The following is a 17,181-nucleotide window of genomic DNA, read 5'->3' on the forward strand; positions in this document are numbered from 1 at the left end:
CTTTCTCATCAAATGATTGAAAAAAGGGCTTCATTCTAATAACCGAATGAAGTCCTTTTGTGTGGATTAAGCCGATTTAACGTTTGCCTTAGGTTTCGTAGCAGTCCGGTCCATTTCCCGATGAGCGAGGGGGGCGACGGAGACGGTAGCAGGATTGAGACACCAAGCGCAAGAAGTCATGTTACGTCGCGTTTCTTTTAAGATGAGTGTCATGGATGTACCCCTTTCTGAATCAAGTGTGATGGTCGTTGAAACATTGATACGAAATCAAGTAAATCAGTAGTATCTCGTCTGGTTCGCTTCTATAATAGAAGTTGGTACCCTATACCAGTTCAATCTCCACGAAAGGACGAGGAGCCGATGGATCAATTCATGTCACCGCAAATCGGCTTAGCATTACGCCGATTGCGGAAGAAACACAATCTGACCCAAAAAGATTTAGCAAACGGAATTTGCAGTCAAGCAGAGATCAGTAAGATCGAGAGTGGAACCCATTCACCGACAGTCGAATTGCTCTATGCGTTATCGCGTCGATTACAGGTGCCAATGACGATTTTTTTAAGTGAACACAGTTCTTTAGAAACCCTGCGTATAATCGATGATGAACTTTTAACGAAATTTCAAAATAATGACTATGAGGAAATTTATACATTATCTAAGAAGCAAATGGAGTTAATTGATTCTAACAGCGAATTAGCAGCATTGTATTCTTATTACATGCATTTGAGTGCCTATCGCATATCTAGAATCGACTTTCGAACATGTATCGTCGAACTTCAAAGACTTTCTGAAAAATGTATTAAATTTTTTTATTCCCCGAAAATGATTTTTCGTATCAAATCCGCGATTGCTACGATTTATTATGAAAAGAATAATTTCAATCACGGTTTAAAAGCCTATGAAGATTTACTTGCTCTTAGTTACGAGAGCGATGAACTACTCGTCGAGAAGATTCGTCTTTTATATAACGTGTCTAAAGTATTGGTTGCTATGAAAAAATGTGAAGAAGCCTTAGAATACATCGACGATGGGATTTACTTGAGCCTTCGTTTTAAAGATATGTCCTTGCTAGGACAACTGTATTATCAGAAGGCTTACGCATTAGAAATGATTGACCCCTTAAACCCATCCTGTAAAGAAGCTTATTCAAAGGCATATACATTATTCGATATCTTAGGAATGAATGAATACAAACAAATACTGATTTCAAATAATAAAGTTTAAGTTTTGTAAATTAGCGAGCCTGTGAAAATTCTCCTGGTAATAAATCTTTGTTACCAGCGACGTTCTTCACTGAAAATTCTCCTGGGAGGAGATCCTTCGCGACGTTCTTCACTGAAAACTCTCCTGGGAGGAGATCCTTCGCGACGTTCTTCACTGAAAACTCTCCTGGGAGGAGATCCTTCGCGACGTTCTTCACTGAAAACTCTCCTGGGAGGAGATCCTTCGCGACATTCTTCACTGAAAACTCTCCTGGGAGGAGATCCTTCGCGACATTCTTCACTGAAAACTCTCCTGGGAGGAGATCCTTCGCGACATTCTTCACTGAAAACTCTCCTGGGAGAAGGTCTTTTGCAACTTGTGTAGTGTTATTTGATACCGATACACCAAGTCCTAATACTAATACGGCACTTGCGCTAGCTACGACCAATTTCTTTTTCAAGTTCATTTAAATTACCTCCTAATTTTTTTCGTATGACTTCGTAACAACATCATATAACCTTAGACCCCCTCCGAATATTCGAATACGAATAATTATAGTATTTTACACATTATCTTCACTTTCTATGACTTTCGACTCGAGTCATATGTCCTGATTCCTGTGTTTTTCTTACAAATCACCCATCAATATGTCGAACTTGTGTATGAAAATAGATTTTTTTGAATATTCCATCATGATGAAATTCCATAACAGACAAAAATAGAGCTCATTCAACTCCTACGAGTCGAACGAGCTCTCTTTATTTTGAGGATTGTCGTAACGCGATGACGTAAAAGATACCGAGGACGACAATCACACCTAGTAGTATTGAACTAATCGTCGTTCGCGTCGACGTATCCGGCATCCATATCCCAAGTCCTAAATTGATTGCTGCGATAATTAGGACGAGCCAAACAATCGTACGTGGTCGCATATCGATCTCCTTTCTGGTCTACTCTGCCGTCCGATCACCGAATATGCTATGGTGAAGATAATGAAGGAGGTTCTGTTTCATGAATAGACTTGCTGTATTTTGTGGTTCCAAAGATGGTGCTCACCCAGTCTTTCGCAAGGAAGCGGGTACACTTGGTCAAGCGCTCGCCGCGCGCGGCATCGGACTCGTATACGGCGGTTCCCGTGTTGGAACGATGGGGGCTGTCGCGGACGCTACGCTTGCTGCTCAAGGTCAGGCAATCGGTGTCTTACCTCATTTTCTACAAGAAAAGGAACTTGCCCACCCCGGACTGACTGAATTGCATCTCGTTCACTCGATGCACGAGCGAAAAGCGAAGATGTCAGAACTCGCTGACGGCTTCATCATTCTTCCGGGTGGTCCCGGTACAATGGAGGAGTTTTTTGAAGTCTTTACGTGGGCACAACTCGGTCTACACGAAAAACCGTGTGGTGTACTCAATATTGACGGATACTATGACCCCTTGATTGCCCTATTTGACACGATGGAACGTCAAGGATTCCTGATTCCGGAACACCGCGCGATGCTGATTGTCGAGTCAGACCCTGATCGTCTCCTTGAACGCTTCGCAACGTATGAGGCTCCACACGTCAAAACCTATATGGATCGCTCACAAACCTGATGCTAACGGAGTCTTTGACTCCGTTTTTTTGTATGGATTCCCAGCTCTTCCGATTCTATTTCTCTCTCGTTACTCATTTTCTCTACACTGACGTAAGAATCCTACTTTACAGCACAAAAAAACCAGATGCGCATGCACCTGGTTTAACGTTAAAAGAAATTCAAGATCGCATCACTAAGATTCGTCAAAGACGGCGTCTCATCGATGACCATCAAACTCCCGGCTGCAAGGACGAGTAACCCAAGACCTGACAAAATCCACCCTGGATGTTTGACTGTATCCTCTGAGTCCGTGTTTTCTTTACCCGATCGCGCATTTGCCGCTTGTTCTTTCAAGCGATCGCGACGGTATTGATGTTGTTCCTCTTTCGACCACTTCTTATATTCCGCGAGGAACTTCTTATACTCCGGTAAGACATCCTTCGTTGTTCCGTCGAGACGTACTTGACCGTACTCGAGCCAGACGACCCGCTCACAGAAGCTCTTGATTTGCGAGAGCGAGTGACTGACGAAGATGATGGTCTTTCCTTCTTCCTTGAATTCGTTCATCTTATCGATACATCGGTTATAGAAGGTTTGGTCCCCGACCGATAACGCTTCATCGACGATCAGGATGTCGGCGTCGACATTAACTGCGATCGCGAAGCCGAGACGCGACTTCATCCCACTCGAGTACTTCTTGATCGGCTGATCGATGAAGTCACCGATATCCGCGAAATCAATGATTCCAGGCATCCGGCGCTCGATTTCCGCATCATCCATTCCGAGCATGAGACACTTCAAGCGAATGTTCTCCCGCCCCGTCAGGACGTTCTTCAACCCTTGCGAGACGGCGATGATCGCAACTTCACCGTTGATCGCAACATCTCCTTCGTTTGCGTAGATGATGCCTGAGATCAAGTTCGATAACGTCGATTTACCAGAACCATTGATTCCGACGAGTCCGACGACTTCACCTGAGCCGATTTCGAGCGAGACATCCCGTAGTGCAGTGAATGTTTTAACGCTCTTGCTTTGATTCTTGAACAAGAGCTTGAATTTTTCTTTCGTAGTCGTGACCATGTCGAAGCGTTTCGTGACATGGTCGAGTTTAATCATAGACATGGCGATTTCCTTCCCTTAAACGAGCTCTGTGAATGATTTACGGAACTTGATGTGCAAGAATGTTCCCGCTGTGAACAAGAGGAGCGTCACACTCCAGAAGTACAGACCGGTCGGCCACTCTTGCCAGACCCAATGCCCTCCGAGCAAGCTTGCTCGGTATCCCTCGACGAGATAAAAGACAGGATTCAAACGGAGGATACCATGTAAAGCATCTGGGAACCGTTCGATGTTCCAAAGGATCGGTGTCATATAGAAGAGCATCCGCATCATCGATTGCAAGAAGAGCTGGATGTCCTTAACGAGTGTGATAAGTGTTGAAAAACAAAGTGAGAACGCATAGACGAAAATGTACGTCGCGATCATATAATACGGCAACTGAAGTAGTTTCCATGTAATCGGGATGCCATTTGCAATGATGACGATGAAGACGATCAAGAGCATCGCAAAATGTTGATACATGCGTGATAAGATGACATACGACGGAATCGCACTCATCGGGAAACGCATCTTCGTTACCATCGCGAGACGACTATTGATCGAGTTCGACCCACGGAGCAAGGCGTCATTGATGAAGAACCAGACGACAATCCCGCAAAGAAGCCAGACGATGAACGGAATATCTCCGTCGACGTTCTTGTTTCCGCGTAGACCGACACCGAAGACGAACCAATAGATAAAGATTTGGAGACCCGGATTGAGGAGCTCCCATAAAAGGCCAAGGCGTTGCTCTGCATGCGCTGATTTGATCTCATATCGCGCCAACCGGCGAATCAAGGGGAAATTCTCCACTTGTTCCCGGATGATACTTCTCATTTCTTTCAGCATAAGTGTAAGTTCCTTCCGATTCATGATACATGTATTTTATTTTCATATTCGTTGATTCCACTCAAAAAAAAGACAGATGCCGTCCGCGATTGCTCAAACGAACGCTCTCTCCGCATGAACGGGTACTTGCCCGGTCGATTCCGACTCGCCTCCTTTGTCCACTCATTCGTGCATGGCAGAAGCAATACTTCCTATATACACTTAATCAATTCTAGCTATCGTGAAAAAGCGTGTCAATGTATTGGACGAACCGACACCAAACTGTAGTTTTTCAGGCACGAAAAAACCGGCGGGTAAACCACCGGTCATCTCCTAGTTTGTTTCCTTTACGCATGATTAAAATGTGGAAACTCAATCGTCGTCGGTGGTGATGCGAGCCCCCATACGAGGAGGACCGTGATCACACAAATAATGCCGACGAGGACACCGCCTCGAATCGTATCATTCATCTATCGTTGCCTCTTTTCATCCGAACTGCCTATATACTGACATCATACAATATTTAGCAATTCAGAACCACTAAAAAATCGACATTTAATGGTAATGTTTAACGCTTGGTAATATTATTTCGTTTCATTTTTATTTAAGACAAGATATAATGAAAGCGTTATCATTTTCTTGTGAAGGCGAACGTTCGGATTCTAAAGCTCATGAGCAAACGACTTCCATAGGTTGTCATGTTGTCGGACCTAAGAATTTACGTTATTTACAAAAGGTTCATCCCACGAAGCTTTCCGAACCCTTTATAGTAGAAGAAGAGGTCAACGATCGCATCGCGACCTTGCATTCATACCCCACTCTTGAAGGAGGATTTTTACGTATGTACAAATCAAAACCGCTTTACGCGGCAGCTGTTGCTGTCGCCCTGACGACATCGGCAATCGTGCCAGTTGCTCAAACGACAGTTTCGGCTGCAACACATGTCAAAGTCAAAACGGTCAAACTCAAGTCACTCGTCTTCACGAAAGGTGCCCCGGTCAAACTCCCTGCTACATATAAAGGTGAGAAGATCACGTGGAAATCTTACGATCGCCATGCGTTCAACCGTTATCAAACGGTCAAAGGCACATACGGTAAGAAAAAGAATCCAATCGAAATCAAGATCTACATTCAGAACTACGCTGTGAAGTTCGTCGAGAAGGTTGCGGATCAGACAATCTACGTCGATCAAAAACCAGAATTGCCGAAAACATTAGCTGTTCTCTATGCGACAGGTCGCATCTATGACAAGCCAGTCCGCTGGTCGAAAGTTGATACGAGCGAAGCGGGTGTGAAATATGCGGTCGCAAGTTATACACGTCTTGGTAAGACGATTACATTAAAAGCAAAAATCACAGTACTTGACGTCAATACGGATGATTTCTCAATTGGTTTGATGCATACGAACGATACGCATGCGAACCTCGATAAAGCACCAAAGCGGGCAACAGTCATTAAAGACCTTCGCTCTGCTTACCGCGCAGCAGGCAAACCATCGCTTCTCTTGGATGCAGGTGACGTCTTCTCAGGATCACTCTATTTCAACAAGTTCCTTGGTCAAGCTGATCTCGAACTGATGAACTACATGAAGTACGACATGATGACATTCGGTAACCACGAGTTCGATCTCGGGGATACAGACAACAACATCGCTTTGAAGAACTTCGTCACAGCTGCGAAATTCCCGTTCATCACGGCGAACGTTGATTTCAGTAAAAACGAACTCTTCAACGGTCTACAAAAGAAAACGATCACAGCAGGACCAGAGCGTGGCAAAATCTATCAAGGAATCATCAAGGAATACAAAGGTCAAAAAATCGGTTTCTTCGGTTTGACGACAGAAGAAACAGCTGATATCGCAAGCCCAGGTACGGTGGCGTTCGCGAACTACATCACGAGTGCAAAAGCAGCCGTGAAGAAACTCGAAGATCGTGGCGTCAATAAAATCGTCGCCTTGACACATATCGGATTCGATGACAACGAAGCAATTGATAACGATCAACTGCTCGCACGTAACGTCGACGGGATCGACGTCATCGTCGGTGGTCACTCGCATACGAAACTTGAAAAACCAGTCGTTGTCGACGAGACAGTCGTACCAGGCAAAACAGAACCAACGATCATCGCGCAAGCATACCAATACGGTGATTTCCTCGGAAATCTTGATTTGACGTTCGACTACAAAGGAAAATTGACAGAGTATAACGGATCACTCATCGACGTTTCAAAAGCAGCTGAAGACGTCCGTGCAGCTGAAATCCTCAAACCTTATGCCGATCAAATCGCTGAATTGAAAAACGAAGAAGTCGGTGCGAACATCGTCAACGCGCTTCCAAACCCACGTGGTGAAGTCAGTGTCCGGAACAGCGAGACAGCTCTCGGAAACTTGATCACAGATGGAATGCTCAAAAAAGCAAAAGAATACAATAAAGATACAGTCATCGCGATGCAAAACGGTGGTGGGATCCGTGCTGCTATCGATGCAGGACCACTCACAGTCGGTGAAGTCTTAACGACACTTCCATTCGGTAACACGCTCGCGACTGCGAAAATGACAGGAGAAGAAATCAAGTCTCTCCTCGAAATCAGTGTTGGCGTTGCACCGATTGAAAACGGTGGTTTCCTCCACGTCTCTGGGATGAAATTCGAATACGATAGCACAAAAGCTAAAGGCGAACGCGTCACGAAGATGGAAGTCAACAATAACGGCACGTTCGAAGCCATCGATCCAGCGAAGACGTATGTCATCGCAACGAATGCCTTCACAGCTAAGGGTGGCGATGGTCTCACACCATTCGAAACGGCTTACAAAGCAGGTCGCGTCACAGACCTCGGTCTCTCAGACTGGGAAAACCTACGTGATTTCACGAAATCACTCGGTCAAGTCGACTACAAAATCGAAGGTCGCATCGTCGACACTTCAAAATTACCAAACTAATTAGACACAACAAACAACCGCAGGTCTTCTCGATTCGTTCGAGAGAGCCTGCGGTTGTTGTTTTATAATGTCTGCGATGAGTTTTGCTTCAACAAATCAATGATTTCATCGAGTTCATACTCTTGTGCCAACATGAGTGGCGTAAAGCCATCCGCGTTTTTGATCGATGGATCAGCACCATGCTCGAGTAAGAGTTTGACGGTCTCTTTCCCTTCTCCTTCAACAGCATGATGAAGAGGCGTGAACTTGTCGGCATCTTGTTGATTGACCTTTTCGCCTCGCTTCAAGTACAGGTCGACGAGTTCATCGTTGTTACTGAAGACTGCTGTAATGAACGGTCGCTCGCCGAACTCATTGACAGCATCGACATCACTGCCCGCTGCAAGCAATTCCTTAAAGATTGATTCGAGTCCTGTACTGGATTTCCGGTATCCGAGATAATGTAACGCCGTATCGCCATCGGCATCGACTGCCTTCATATCACTTTCCGGAATCAATCGATGAATGTCTTCGAGTTTTCCTTTTTGAATCGCTGCCATCAGCTCTGTCTCGTTGAGATCCTGACCGCTTGTCTTCGCCGAGACGGTCTCGTCACTTGTTTCCTTCTTCGCCTCGATTGCCCCTCCGTCTAACAACATACCTGCTGTCGTACTAACGAGGAACAATACGAGTAGAATGCTACCTGCGACGATGAAGCCTTGACCATATCGAAAGAGTGGTCGCGGACGTTCAATTGGCTCACCCGTTAAGTGCAACCGTTCGAGTAAAGAAGGTTCCGTTCGTAACGCTTCATACAATAAGATGGAAAACGTCCATTGCTGCCGTTTCTCCTCGATATAGACCTCTGTATCTGTCGTTGCTAGGAGCGTTGGTCCAAGCACATCCTCAAACATAGCTTGTCGCGCGTATGCGATTGAAACAAGCGGGAGGATCATCTGATGACGAGTCCGAGCACATGCCCGCATGTAAGCCGGACGCAAAAACGGAATCCAGCTCCCGATCCAAAGTAAGATCTGCTTTTCTTGGTGGTTTCGTTTGATCCGTGCCAGTTCAAGTAACAACCGGAAACGACGCGTTTCTGTCAATTCCAGATATGATGTTGGTAGGACAATCAAATACTTTTGGAATAGACCGATAACGTGCGGTCGTTTTACGTCATTTTGAAAATAGATTTCTGGCATTCGCCATAGTCGTAGCTGTTCTGTATGTATACGGATTTGGTCAAACAACTCTGGAAACTGCTCGGCACTCAAGCGCACTCCTTCACTTCGAATGCGGGAGACCCGCTGCCACTGTCGTAGCCAGAGTATCAACAATAGGATTACAAGACCACCCATCACATAAACACCAGGCTGCCCTGTTTCAAATACTAATCCAATGATGGCACCGACCGTCACGATGGCGATGCCTAACAACAAACTAAAGTAGACGGTTTCTTTGCGGGTCACCGCTCGTCTGATCCAGTGCGCGGGATCCATCCGTTCATTCGTCTCCTGCTCCATGCGTCATCTCCCTCATATATCACGTCATTCATCGTTGTCTCTTCCTTCTTATCTTAACGGTTATTCCCTCGAAGTTCCAAGGGAATCCTTTCCTAACATACCAAAATAATATTCAGATAACTTATATTTTTGTAAATTTATCGATAATAAAATCTATTCTCCTTAATATTCATTATTTTTGTAATTAAATTTCATTCATTCTATTTTAAAACGATTTTTTTGATTATTCAGCATTCATACGCAATTCACACGGTAAAGCAACCTGTCATTAGAACCATTATATTTTTATCGATAGGTAGTACAAAAGTCACATTTTTAGATTGCAGAAATATTTGGTATACCATATAATAACTAACAGAAAGAAGATTATGGGAGTGAAATTCTTGGGACTATTTAATTTAATGAAAAAAGATTATACCGTTCAATATCAAGTATTACGCGGAGATGAGATCGTTGATACGGATCGACTCAACATCCGGGCAGGCGATCACACGGCAGCACGAAAGAAAGCCGACAACATGTTAAGAAAAGAATTCGGACGTACTCAGTATAAGATTGAATGGGTCCAACGGTTCTAATCGCTAAAATAACCCATCGCCTCAGTCATAGGATTGAGACGATGGGTTATTTTCATGCACGCTGTTGTTCTTGCTCCCGCACGATTCGATCAGCTTTTAAGTAAAGACGAATCGCTGTGTACAAAACGATTCCAATCATTGCACCACTGCCATCAATCAATACATCACCAACGAGTGGGGTTCGTCCACCCGTCAATTGTTGATGAAACTCATCTATGACACCAATCGTCATCGCCGTCGTAAAGGCAAAAAAAGCAGCCGGTAATGCCGCATATCCTCGTCCCCGTAAGAAATGAACGATACTGATTCCAAGAATGAAGAACAATCCAGCGTGCATTCCCTTCCGAAGGAAAAACTCAAGGAACGCCGCAGGTCCAAGCGACGCGACGCTAATTGGCACTTCATAATGGAACGACACGAAGGAAAATGCATACACCCAGTCGAGTGGGATATGTTGCGTCAAAAACGGAATCAAGGATTGTTGCTGGTACGTCATCGAACTGAAGACGAATAAGGAAAGTAAGATGGCTCCTCCTATATAAACGGAAATGGGTATCCGGCGCATCCTGCACTCTCCTTTCTATTAGTACATCCTACCATGGATGCTTATCGTGAACATACGCCAAAAGGCGGACTTATCTTACTCTCATTACCTGTTGATTCCCTCTTTTGCTTCCAACACAACAAAAAACACCCCATCCAAGTGGACGAGGTGCAGTTCCTTACAACGATGACGTCTTCGGTTCGCGTAAGAGGTGTTTGATGTCGTGGAACGTCACGAACGTTCTGTTCTTCGCATCGTATAGTTTATAGCGAAGCGATTTCAGGCTCGAGAATAAACCGATCTTCGTCGCCTTCTGAAGTGGTGGTGTCGAGACATGCGCTTTTTCGAGATGATAGTTCGGGACGCGCGGGCTGAGATGGTGAACATGGTGGAAGCCGATGTTTCCTGTCACCCATTGCAAGACCTTCGGCAACTCGTAATACGAACTACCTTCGATTGCCGCCTTGACGTAATCCCATTCACTTTCATCCTCGAAGTACGAGTCTTCGAACGTATGTTGAACGTAGAATAACCAGATTCCAAGGACACCTGCTGTGAACATCGTCGTTCCTTGGATGATCAAGAAGGCTTGCCAGCCGATGAAGTAAATCAGGATACCGTACAGGACGATAAGTGACGCATTGATGACATGTGTGTTGATGCGTTCTTTTTTGCGAGCATCCTTCCGGTTGAAGCGGCTCGAGACGAGAATCAACAAGAGCGGTCCAAGACCAAACATGACGAGAGGATTCCGGTACAGACGATACTTGAGGCGTGTGAAGCGTGACGCTTCAATGTATTCCTCAATCGTCATGACCCAGATGTCACCGACACCGCGCTTATCAAGATTTCCACTTGATGCGTGATGGATCGAGTGCTCTCGCTTCCATTTCTCATACGGGAATAACGTTAAAATCCCGGTAATCGTTCCGACGATGGCATTCGCTTTCTTATTCTTGAAGAATGAACCGTGCGTACAATCATGGAAGATAATGAACATCCGGACGACGAATCCAGCGGCGAGGATCGCCAAAGGAACCGCGAGAAACACAGACAGCTTCAGGGCCTGATATGCCAGAAACCATAGGACGAGAAACGGCAGGATCGTGTTGATCATCTGCCGGACGCTGGCTTTGATGTCTGCCTTTTCAAACGGCGACACGTGTTTGCGCAGCTGGGCAATCTTTTCTTTACTCATAGTGATGCTTCCTCCTCGGGTTGTTTCAGCGTTCACGACGCTAAGTAAAATGGTGAAACTAAAATATGAAACCAGTGAGCGATGGTCGTGACGGTGCCTCTACAACACGATTCAAAAGCGGCACTCTAATTGTTTAGCGCTAAAATATTTTTAATACCAGGTAATTATAGCACATATCATAAATTGTCTACGGAATATTTTTTTGAAATTTAAAAAGCAGAGACAAGTGCCTCTGCTTAATCGATTGATTTAAGTGGATTGACTGCTGGTCCTTCGAGCACCTCTCCTGTCGGACCAAATCGCGAACCATGACACGGACAATCCCATGATCGTTCCGCCTCATTCCATTTCGTATCACATCCCATATGCGTACAGGTCGTCGAGACGAGATGAAGATTCCCTTCCGGATCGCGATATCCGCCGACCGTCTTCCCGTGATGGGTGACGAGTCCACCTTCGTCCGGCTGTAATTCGTCAGCACGACGACGTGCTTTCGTCAGCTTCCCTTTGACAAGCTCGATGGCGACGTCCGCATTGTTCTTGACGAACTGCGTTGCATCTTTCGTTTTAAGTTTCGAACGGGTCGGGTCAAATAAATGACGAAAACGATTTGGTGTTCCCGTCAACAAATCGCTCAACAACAACCCAGCTGCGATACCGTTCGTCATTCCCCACTTCGCGAAGCCGGTCGCAACGAATACGTTCGGATCATTTGCCGTCATCTGTCCGATATAGGGAATCTTATCGAGCGTGATCAAATCTTGCGCTGACCAAAACTGCTCGAACGCCTCGACATGGAATTCACTTCTCGCAAAGTCAGCAAGATGCTCATAGCGTTGCATCGTTTCCGTCTCGTGACCAGACAAATGATTCTCACCACCGAACAGACCAAGCAGACGCCCGTCTTCTGTTCGCGCGTGACGCAAAGAACGACTCGGTTGATCAGCACTTATGAACATTCCGTCCGGAAACGTCTCGTCGACATGACCCGATACGATATACGAGCGATGGACTTCGAGTTTTGAGAAGTATAAGCCCTTGAAGTCATGAAACGGAAAATGGGTCGCGATGACGATTTTTTTCGCCTCGATCCGGTGACCGTTCTCAAGGATGACCGTTGGCGTCCGGTTCGACTCGAGCGATACGGCACGTGTCTGTTCATACAACTTCCCACCTTGGTGGACGATTTGTTCCGCAAGACCTTGAAGATATTTCACAGGATGGAACTGCGCTTGATCGCGCAGGACGACCGCTCGTTTGACATCGTACGGCAACTTACTTCGGACTTCTTCCGTCGCCTCGCCACCGTTCAACCCTAAGCGTTCATAGGCACGGACTTCTCGTTCCATCGCTTGCTCTTTTGAGTTCGCAACGTAGAGATAGGCGTCTTGCCTTTCAAGTTCACAGCCAATATCGAGCCGTTCCACTTGATGACGTAAAAACGTGATTGCTTCTTCGTTCGCTTCATAATAGAGTCTTGCTGATTCCTCGCCAACGGTTTGGATTAGCGTGTCATAAATCAAACCGTGCTGTGAGGAAACTTTCGCCGTCGTATAGCCCGTCGTGCCGGCAGCGACGTCGCCTGCTTCGATCACGGCGACATCGTATCCCCGTTCCGTCAATTGCATTGCCGTGACAAGTCCAGCAATCCCAGCCCCAATGACGACGACATCATGCTTAGTATCTTGATTGAGAGCGGGATAGGAAGTAGCAGATGCGCTTTGTTTCCAATAAGACGATGGAAATCCAGATAAGTAAGGCATCAAAAAACTCCTTTCGAAAAAATACGACAGATCGACATGGTTAATCGTTCCCTGAACGACATAAAAACATGCATAAATCATATTGTTTTAAAAAGAAGTTCTAATTCAAAGGAATTAATTTACTTTAATGAAAAATAATATGGAATAATTAGGTTTGTTATTGTTTATACTACAGTTAACAAGCATAAGAGAGGAGTTTACTTCATGAAACTGGGGCGCCATATAATTGAGACCTTTCGTCGTTTTACGCTTGCAGCAAGTATTGATGAATACGACCTTGCAAGTGTGCTGACAAAGGAAATTCCAGAGCTGACAGATATCTGTGTCACGATTCGACCGACGCACCTTCACCTTCAAGCCGCTGTACCGTTGACACGTTATGGTCTAGAGCGTGACTTACCGGTCGAATTAACGCTCCAATTGCGAGCAGTCGATAAACGCACCATCACGTTCGAAGTCTTTGATGTCTGTCCTCATGATACTGAATCCTTTAATGAAACCTATCTCATTCGTCCACCTTATCTGCGTTATGCAAATCGACTCCTGACCGTCGATCTTTCCTTCTATTTTCCTTTCCGTCATGCCCGTTACCGTTCGATTCGTCACGTTAAACTGGAAGAAGGTTTTTTGCTTGCCTACTTGTCTCATTAAAAGAGCACCCTCGCATATTTAGGCGAGGGTGCTTGAGTCTGTTACGAACTCAACTTATCCGCTTGACGCTCCAGCAGTCCGAGGCGACGAATCTTTTTCTCCTCGACGACGGCAACGATCGCAAGGGCGATCAAACCAAACAGTAACGCCGCATTAAAGATGACAAAGGTGTCACTCCAACCGTGCAAGGTGACTGAACCGATTGTTAGACCGTTCGTTTCTGGGTCAGCGATTTTCGCTAGACCGACTTTTGCAATCGAATCACCAAACAAGTAACCGAACGTCCCGACCATCCCGTTCGTGACCGTCGTCGCTTGTTTTGGTGCGAAGCTGATGACGGAGACACCGATCAAGAGCTGTGGTCCGTAGATGAGCGCACCGAGTGCAAATAGTGACGCGTAAATCATAAGTTCACTCGTACCGTAACGATAACCGAGGACCGCGACAGCCGTCAGTAAGAGACAGATCGCTGCGACGAGCGCCCGGCGTCCTTTCAGTAAATCGGACACGTAACCCCAAATCATACTGCCGCATAATGCACCGATTTCAAAGAAGAAGATCGTATTGACTGCACTCTCCGTGCTGAAGTGCAAGTGTTCCGTGACATAAAGTGGTGCCCAGTTATCAATCCCGATCCGGACGATGTAGACGAAGACGTTCGCAATACAGAGCGTCCAGATCCAGGGGTTCGAGATGACGTACGTCTTGAAGATTTGCCACTTCGTCATGCTTTCAGCAGCGAGGTTTTCCGGTTCGATCGGTTCCTCAAAGATTTCCTCACTCCGATTCCATCCAAGTTCCTCCGGATCATCTTTCCCGATGAACAGACCGACAATCCCGATGACGAGCGCAATCGCAGCTGGGAAGATGAACATCCCGACGACACTCCCGTTGAAGAAGACGTTCGCTCCCCACAGTGCGAGACCACCGGCAATCGCTCCACCGATGTTGTGCGAGACGTTCCAGAAGCCGAGGTAGCGTCCGCGTTTTTCAAACGGTGTCCAGCGGGCGATCGTCGAGTACGACGATGGTCCCCCGACCGATTGGAAGAACCCACTGAGTCCCCATAAAACCATCAATAAACCGACCGGACTTCCGCCGGCACTCATCAAGAGTCCCATCGCCGTGACGATTAAGGACGAGAGAATCAATAAGAATGAGATGACGCGTTTCGTATTTTTCCCGTCAACGAAATAACCGAGTAACGTTTTCCCGATTCCGTATGTAATCGAGAAGGCGAAGCCGATATAACCAAGTTCAGTCGTCGTAAAGCCCAGTTCCTCTTTCAAGAGTGGTTGCGCTGCTTTGAAGTTGTTTCGGATGAGATACATCGCCATATATGAGAAGAAGACGACTAAGAATGCCTTTAAGAATTGTTGTAACCATTGTTTTCGTTGTACTTCGATTGGTATGCCGGCATTCGGCAACTTTTTGATGCTGAAGAAGCCCATCTTCCATTTCCCCTATCCTGAATCAGAGTCTTCGCATCATTTGTCCTGGAGCTGATTGAATCGACGGAGATAGTCTCGGTAATCGGCGACGATATCCTGCCCGACGTTTTGCTGGATCGGTTGTGTCTTCGCGATGGCATAGGTCGGCGTACCGAACGAGACTTTCCGTAGAATCGCCTGACCGTCCGCTGAGAGTACGAAACGCATGAAGGCATTCGCCTGTTTCTGTTGCGTTCGTCCTTTCAGCTTTGAAATCGCGTTAATCGAGTACGTATCGAGTGGGATACTTTTGACCGGATAATACTTTTCGCGCAGTGATTGTTGATCCCCGATGAAATTGACCCCAAGCATCGCTTCCCCACTGGCGACGTACGACGTCGGCGCAAAGCCGTTCGCTGTGAATAGTCGCGTTCGCTCGATTAGCTCGCGTAAGACATTTTCCGCTTTCGTCCCGTATCCGTCAAAGACCGCTTGCAGGATCGTCGCACCGGTACCGGAATGGTTCGGATCCGGCAAAATCAACTCGTCCTGATACTGCTTTGCCGTCAAGTCAGCGAGCGTCTTCGGATACGGCGCTGCCCCGAATCGATCATTCCAGACATCGGTATTGATGACAATCGCGAGGCGTTCAACTTCATAGCCAATCCAGTAGCGATCCGGATCCTGCAGTTCCGCTTGATCCATGTCGCTCGGGAAAGGTGTCGATAATCCCCGTTGCTTGAGCGTCTGGTGGGCGTCCCACGTTCCGCCGATAATGACGTCGGCGCGCGGATGATCCGCTTCCTTCGTCACGCGCCGGACAAGTTCTTCCGTCGAGAGACGCACGAACTCATACGTACAACCTGCTTGTTCACAATACGATGACAGTAAGGCACGCCCGATATCCTCTTTTGCGGAAACATACGCCGTCAAATGCGGAACGGTTTCCCGCGCGGCTGTTCCTTGCTTTGTCTGTTCATTGTTGCGGACGATCCAAATGCTCATGAGACAAATGATACTCAGCAAGAAGAGCATTCCTTTTCTCATCGATTCGCCTCCTTCCCGGTCGGCAGGAGTTGTCCTTTTAAATAGAAGGTGTTTCCATTGTCATCATCCATGTACTGGACGCTGAACAATGTCTCATACACAGTAATATTCATTAAGTTGGCACGCGTATTCTGCTCATTCTTGAACCGCTGAAGCTTGAGAATGCGCGGCTGTCCCTGACTGGCATCGAGTGATTGACCGACTTCTTCATAGTCCGTCATCGGCTCTGCCTGCGTCAGGCGACGCTTGACGTCTTCTCGCTCGCGTGCAGTCAAAGAACGAGACCGTCCTGCTGCATACACGGTCACGACTTCCGCCTCGGCGAACTGACGCGCGAGCTGTTCCGGTTCGTGATAGGCGTTTAAGAATCGTGCTTTCAGTGACGTCGTTTGGGTGCTAGGACGTTTTGCGACACATTTTCCATTTAGCGTCATGCTTTCCCCGAGCGAGAACGTCCATGTCGTTCCGTTCAAGAAACGGAGCGTTCCGGTAAACGTCGCAGTACCCGCCGGACAGGTCCCGTTTGCCACCGTCTTCATTTGCTTCAATAGCGTCGTGATGCGCTGGACTTCCGTTCCGTCTTCTACCGTCTGCTCCCCCCATGCCCGGTGACGTAACGTCAACTCGGTCGGGAGTGAGTCATCGGAAGCATTCAGCCGTTTCGGTCCATCGAGGACGTGTAAGCGTCCGAAGACCGTCTGCTGAAGCAAAAGAAGACCGAGGGCAAACAAGATACCCATCAGGAAGAGATAAGCGATGGTCGATGCTTTCATGATTCCTCTCCTTGCTTAATTCTTAGATTACGGGGCAATTGTTTCGTAAATCCG

At 46.7% G+C, this 17,181-nt stretch carries 18 protein-coding genes; 5 read left to right on the forward strand and 13 right to left on the reverse strand.

Going from position 1 to position 17,181, the window contains the following annotated elements:
• Nucleotides 1–66: 66 nt before the first annotated feature.
• Nucleotides 67–213 (reverse strand): hypothetical protein, encoded by a 147-nt coding sequence (locus ACZGCQ_RS10675; protein ID WP_156323178.1) that lies wholly within the window; start codon nucleotides 211–213, stop codon nucleotides 67–69.
• 147 nt (nucleotides 214–360) lie between these two features.
• Here ACZGCQ_RS10675 and ACZGCQ_RS10680 point away from each other — a divergent pair, with 147 nt between their 5' ends.
• Nucleotides 361–1,224 carry a helix-turn-helix domain-containing protein gene (locus tag ACZGCQ_RS10680; protein WP_481266226.1) on the forward strand — a complete coding sequence of 288 codons (864 nt, stop codon included), beginning with the start codon at nucleotides 361–363 and terminating at the stop codon, nucleotides 1,222–1,224.
• Between the two features lie 10 nt (nucleotides 1,225–1,234).
• Here the strand turns inward: ACZGCQ_RS10680 and ACZGCQ_RS10685 are convergent, their stop codons facing one another.
• Nucleotides 1,235–1,669 carry a hypothetical protein gene (locus tag ACZGCQ_RS10685; RefSeq protein ID WP_481266227.1) on the reverse strand — a complete coding sequence of 145 codons (435 nt, stop codon included), beginning with the start codon at nucleotides 1,667–1,669 and terminating at the stop codon, nucleotides 1,235–1,237.
• 292 nt (nucleotides 1,670–1,961) lie between these two features.
• Nucleotides 1,962–2,135 carry a hypothetical protein gene (locus ACZGCQ_RS10690; protein WP_023469413.1) on the reverse strand — a complete coding sequence of 58 codons (174 nt, stop codon included), beginning with the start codon at nucleotides 2,133–2,135 and terminating at the stop codon, nucleotides 1,962–1,964.
• 79 nt (nucleotides 2,136–2,214) lie between these two features.
• On the opposite strand from ACZGCQ_RS10690, the gene ACZGCQ_RS10695 reads away from it, so the two are divergent.
• Nucleotides 2,215–2,796 carry an LOG family protein gene (locus ACZGCQ_RS10695; protein ID WP_481266228.1) on the forward strand — a complete coding sequence of 194 codons (582 nt, stop codon included), beginning with the start codon at nucleotides 2,215–2,217 and terminating at the stop codon, nucleotides 2,794–2,796.
• A gap of 149 nt (nucleotides 2,797–2,945) precedes the next feature.
• On the opposite strand, the gene ACZGCQ_RS10700 is transcribed toward ACZGCQ_RS10695, so the two are convergent.
• The 3 genes from ACZGCQ_RS10700 to ACZGCQ_RS10710 all read right to left on the reverse strand — a co-directional run bounded on the left by ACZGCQ_RS10700 (nucleotide 2,946) and on the right by ACZGCQ_RS10710 (nucleotide 5,173).
• Nucleotides 2,946–3,899, reverse strand: coding sequence for an ABC transporter ATP-binding protein (locus ACZGCQ_RS10700; protein WP_214807767.1), 954 nt, complete (start codon nucleotides 3,897–3,899; stop codon nucleotides 2,946–2,948).
• 15 nt (nucleotides 3,900–3,914) lie between these two features.
• On the reverse strand, nucleotides 3,915–4,712 hold the full coding sequence (locus ACZGCQ_RS10705; RefSeq protein WP_231925655.1) for an ABC transporter permease: 798 nt from the start codon (nucleotides 4,710–4,712) through the stop codon (nucleotides 3,915–3,917).
• A gap of 338 nt (nucleotides 4,713–5,050) precedes the next feature.
• Nucleotides 5,051–5,173, reverse strand: coding sequence for a hypothetical protein (locus tag ACZGCQ_RS10710; RefSeq protein WP_255359374.1), 123 nt, complete (start codon nucleotides 5,171–5,173; stop codon nucleotides 5,051–5,053).
• Nucleotides 5,174–5,544: 371 nt separating this feature from the next.
• On the opposite strand from ACZGCQ_RS10710, the gene ACZGCQ_RS10715 reads away from it, so the two are divergent.
• Nucleotides 5,545–7,641: a 5'-nucleotidase C-terminal domain-containing protein gene (locus tag ACZGCQ_RS10715; RefSeq protein ID WP_481266229.1), complete on the forward strand. Its 2,097-nt coding sequence runs from the start codon at nucleotides 5,545–5,547 to the stop codon at nucleotides 7,639–7,641.
• A gap of 62 nt (nucleotides 7,642–7,703) precedes the next feature.
• On the opposite strand, the gene ACZGCQ_RS10720 is transcribed toward ACZGCQ_RS10715, so the two are convergent.
• Entirely contained in the window at nucleotides 7,704–9,143 is a 1,440-nt protein-coding gene (locus tag ACZGCQ_RS10720) for an ankyrin repeat domain-containing protein (RefSeq protein WP_481266230.1), read from the reverse strand.
• 401 nt (nucleotides 9,144–9,544) lie between these two features.
• Between ACZGCQ_RS10720 and ACZGCQ_RS10725 the strand changes: the two genes are divergently transcribed.
• On the forward strand, nucleotides 9,545–9,721 hold the full coding sequence (locus ACZGCQ_RS10725) for a hypothetical protein (RefSeq protein WP_481266231.1): 177 nt from the start codon (nucleotides 9,545–9,547) through the stop codon (nucleotides 9,719–9,721).
• A 52-nt stretch (nucleotides 9,722–9,773) separates the two neighbouring features.
• Here the strand turns inward: ACZGCQ_RS10725 and ACZGCQ_RS10730 are convergent, their stop codons facing one another.
• The 3 genes from ACZGCQ_RS10730 to ACZGCQ_RS10740 form a co-directional block, all read right to left on the reverse strand.
• Nucleotides 9,774–10,286, reverse strand: coding sequence for a VanZ family protein (locus ACZGCQ_RS10730; RefSeq protein WP_481266232.1), 513 nt, complete (start codon nucleotides 10,284–10,286; stop codon nucleotides 9,774–9,776).
• Nucleotides 10,287–10,443: 157 nt separating this feature from the next.
• Nucleotides 10,444–11,463, reverse strand: coding sequence for a Delta(5) desaturase DesA (gene desA / locus ACZGCQ_RS10735; RefSeq protein WP_481266233.1), 1,020 nt, complete (start codon nucleotides 11,461–11,463; stop codon nucleotides 10,444–10,446).
• Between the two features lie 236 nt (nucleotides 11,464–11,699).
• On the reverse strand, nucleotides 11,700–13,226 hold the full coding sequence (locus tag ACZGCQ_RS10740; protein WP_481266234.1) for an FAD-dependent oxidoreductase: 1,527 nt from the start codon (nucleotides 13,224–13,226) through the stop codon (nucleotides 11,700–11,702).
• A gap of 204 nt (nucleotides 13,227–13,430) precedes the next feature.
• On the opposite strand from ACZGCQ_RS10740, the gene ACZGCQ_RS10745 reads away from it, so the two are divergent.
• A complete protein-coding gene (locus ACZGCQ_RS10745; protein ID WP_064299305.1) occupies nucleotides 13,431–13,877 on the forward strand; it encodes a hypothetical protein in 447 nt (148 codons plus the stop codon).
• A 41-nt stretch (nucleotides 13,878–13,918) separates the two neighbouring features.
• Here ACZGCQ_RS10745 and uhpT read toward each other — a convergent pair whose 3' ends face one another.
• From uhpT to ACZGCQ_RS10760, 3 genes are read right to left on the reverse strand one after another with little or no spacing between them, the layout of a single operon-like run.
• Entirely contained in the window at nucleotides 13,919–15,328 is a 1,410-nt protein-coding gene (uhpT, locus tag ACZGCQ_RS10750; RefSeq protein WP_481266235.1) for a hexose-6-phosphate:phosphate antiporter, read from the reverse strand.
• A gap of 36 nt (nucleotides 15,329–15,364) precedes the next feature.
• Nucleotides 15,365–16,354 (reverse strand): ABC transporter substrate-binding protein, encoded by a 990-nt coding sequence (locus ACZGCQ_RS10755; RefSeq protein ID WP_481266236.1) that lies wholly within the window; start codon nucleotides 16,352–16,354, stop codon nucleotides 15,365–15,367.
• Nucleotides 16,351–17,127, reverse strand: coding sequence for a DUF3919 family protein (locus ACZGCQ_RS10760; protein WP_481266237.1), 777 nt, complete (start codon nucleotides 17,125–17,127; stop codon nucleotides 16,351–16,353). The genes ACZGCQ_RS10755 and ACZGCQ_RS10760 overlap by 4 nt, the downstream gene beginning before the upstream one ends.
• Nucleotides 17,128–17,181: the final 54 nt, after the last annotated feature.

Source organism: Exiguobacterium sp. HSB13, from assembly GCF_056764755.1.